At 61.7% G+C, this 2874-nt stretch carries 1 protein-coding gene and 2 pseudogenes; 1 reads left to right on the top strand and 2 read right to left on the bottom strand.

Features of this window, described 5'->3' with window-relative positions; all coding sequences use genetic code 11:
- Nucleotides 1-60: 60 nt before the first annotated feature.
- Nucleotides 61-1428 (bottom strand): IS110 family transposase, encoded by a 1368-nt coding sequence (locus tag Q0072_RS10740; protein ID WP_298329641.1) that lies wholly within the window; start codon nucleotides 1426-1428, stop codon nucleotides 61-63.
- 217 nt (nucleotides 1429-1645) lie between these two features.
- A pseudogene (locus Q0072_RS10745) lies at nucleotides 1646-1909 on the bottom strand (transposase); the annotation flags it as partial.
- Nucleotides 1910-1959: 50 nt separating this feature from the next.
- On the opposite strand from Q0072_RS10745, the pseudogene Q0072_RS10750 reads away from it, so the two are divergent.
- Nucleotides 1960-2679: pseudogene (locus Q0072_RS10750) on the top strand (IS5 family transposase).
- Nucleotides 2680-2874: the final 195 nt, after the last annotated feature.

A 2874-nucleotide genomic window follows, 5' to 3' on the forward strand; every position in this document is an offset into this window, starting at 1 on the left:
GTGCTTCGCGATGAAGGCGAACCTCATATCGAGTCCTTCGCGAAGTAGGCCGCCGCTTTCCTAAGAAACAGCCATCTCTTGGTCCTCCGGTAATTCCTGCAGTGCGAAGCCGAATGCTTTGGCGCGTCGTTGCAGATTGCCGATAACCCGGCTGCGATAGCGCTCTTCGTACTGGGCCGCCCCGGGGTCATGATACGCCATCCCGTGCCGCAGAGCGTTGTAGAACAGCACGGCGAGCTTGCGTGCGGTGGCGGTCACGGCCTTGGCTTTTCCGGCCCTTGCCGACAGCCGGCGGTAAAATGCACCCAACGCCGTATCGGTCCGGCCAATCGTGGTTGCCGCAAGGCGCAGCAGTGCCGCAGCCCGGCTCGATGATCGGCGCGTTTTCGAGGACAGCAGTTTGCCGCCCGATATCTTGTTGCCCGGCGCCAGGCACAACCATGACGTGAAGTGCTTTGAACTCGGCCACGCCGCAAGGTCTGTGCCGCATTCCCCGACCAACTTGAGGGCCACCGACGGGCCAATGCCGTGAATCTGAGTCAGGTCCATGCCCAGCACGCGGTAGAGCGCCGAGCGAACTTCAAAGTCTGGAGCATTCACTTGTTTGGTTTTGGTCCGAGCCTTGGGCAGGCGGGCCGTGTCGTGACCGTTGCCCCCTTCGAGTTCTCGGAGCGAGATCTCTAGTTTGCGATCACATTCCACAATCTTGGTCTGGTAAAAGTCAAATAGCGCAACCGATTGGCACAGGGCGAAGATGTGCTCGTCGCGCCAGTTACCGGTCAATGCGGAACAGATTGTCTCGGCAGTGGCGCGGCAACGAACGTCACGCATCTCGGCAAGCGTCGCCGGGTTGCGCTCGCCGGCCACAATGGCCCGGATAATGCGCATGCCCGTGGCGCCGGTGATGTCGGAGACGACATGGTGCAGTTGCACGTTCATCTCCATCAGTGCCTTTTGCATGTGCTGGATATGCGAGGCCGAATATTCGATCAGTCGTTCGCGCTGCCGCATATAAGCGCGCAACGTGGCGACTTCTGCTTTTGGGCGGAAACTTCCGCGCAGAAGACCATAGCTGTGCAAGCGCTGAAGCCAGGCCGCATCATTCACATCGGTTTTGCGGCCAGGGACATTTTTTGCGTACCGCGCATTGACGAGGATGACCTGGAAACCGTGCTCCTCCAGCACCTCGAAGGCCGGGATCCAATAGACGCCGGTCGATTCCATCGCCACGCTGGTAACGCCACATGCTTTGAACCAGCGAGCCATATCGTGCAGATCGCCGGTGAATGTGCCGAATGCACGGACAGGCCGATCATCAGCGTCGGGATTGACCGCTGCCATGTGCATGGTCGAACCGATGTCGATGGCCGCCGCACCGGGCACAACCATCGGCAGATCACCGACCTTCGGGGATTTTGATCTACTCATTCCACATCTCCTCCAAAATGGGAGGGCATGGGCGATGCAAACCGTCATTTTCCTAACCGGGGTCGCCGGGTCACGGCGCCACCACTCTCAAGTGCGCAACTGCCCACGGGCCACGTTTTTTAACGGGGTATCATGCCACCAATAAGCGATCGGCCGCGACCCTCCGTCCGCCTCCATAACACGACCCGTTTCTACCGCGCACAGGCGGGCCAAACCCGCGACCGTTTTTTAGGATGTCGCGCTCCGCCTTCATCCGAGCCAACTCGCGGCGCAGCCGCTCAATCTCCTGTTGCTCTGGCTTCAGGTTGCCGTGGCCGGGAAAGGCCGATCCAGGATCGCCTTCCGCTTCGCGGATCCATTTGCGCAGCACGTTGGCGTGCACGTCGAGATCCCGCGCCGCCTGCGCTGCGGAAACGCTCCGCTCCAATACCAGCTTCACCGCCTCGAGCTTGAACTCCCGGCTGAACTTCCGTCGTTGCACCATTACCCTCCGGTTCCAAAAACACCTTATCTTGGTGTCCACGAAACCGGGTGCAGCTCACATCGCTGTTGCCGGGCAAGGTGGCTGATCCGGGGCGTTCCGGCACCGATAACCGTTTGTTCGTGAACGGATGTTTGTGGGTTCTGCGCTCTGGCGCCCATTGGTGCGACCATCCGGAGCGCTATGGAAAGTGGAAGAGCGTCCATCGCCGCTTCAGCCGGTGGTGCCATGCCGGCGTCTGGGAACGGGTGTTCGATGCGTTGACCGCCGACCGGGACAATCAATATCTGATGATCGACAGCACGATCGTTCGCGCGCATCAGCAGGCGGCGACCGAAAAAGGGGGGCGTGCGACCAGGCGCTGGGGCGTTCCCGAGGCGGACTGACTACCAAGGTCCACATGCTGGCCGACACCCTCGGCCGCCCGCTGCGTTTCATCCTCACGCCCGGCCAGACCGGCGACATCACCCAGGCTCCGGCTCTGCTCCATGGGCAAGAGGGCGAAGCCGTGCTCGCCGACAAAGCATATGACAGCAATGCCTTACGCGCCATCATTGCCGATATGGGCGCCGAGGCCGTCATCCCCTCGAACCACTTCCGAAAGAGCGCTACCCCCCCAATGACGCGGTCGCCTATAAACAGCGTAACCGCATCGCGCGTGCTTCGGCCGCCTCAAGCATTTCCGGCGCTTCGCCACACGCTATGATCGCCGGGCCATCCACTTTGCCGGTCTCGTCCTGCTCGCCGCCGTCATGATCTGGTTACGTTGAATGTCGATCCGCGCCAGGCTGTGGTGTGTCGGCGCCGTCGATCTCGACGCCAGAGCGGCGCGACCGCGGGCGCGCCGCACCCAGACGTTGACAAGCGTTGCTCCGCGCAGTCCAAGCAACCGGCGCGCGCCCTTACCCGGCGGTCCGGCATGCCAAGATCGCAAGGAACGTTCATGATCCCGAGTCCCCTCCGCA

It is taken from the genome of Asticcacaulis sp. (assembly GCF_027484505.1).
Taxonomy (GTDB): Bacteria; Pseudomonadota; Alphaproteobacteria; order Caulobacterales; family Caulobacteraceae; genus Asticcacaulis.

What these genes read in the sequence shown, in the direction of transcription:
- Q0072_RS10740 (WP_298329641.1), bottom strand. Translation starts at nt 1,428, where the DNA reads ATGAGTAGATCAAAATCCCCGAAGGTCGGTGATCTGCCGATGGTTGTG.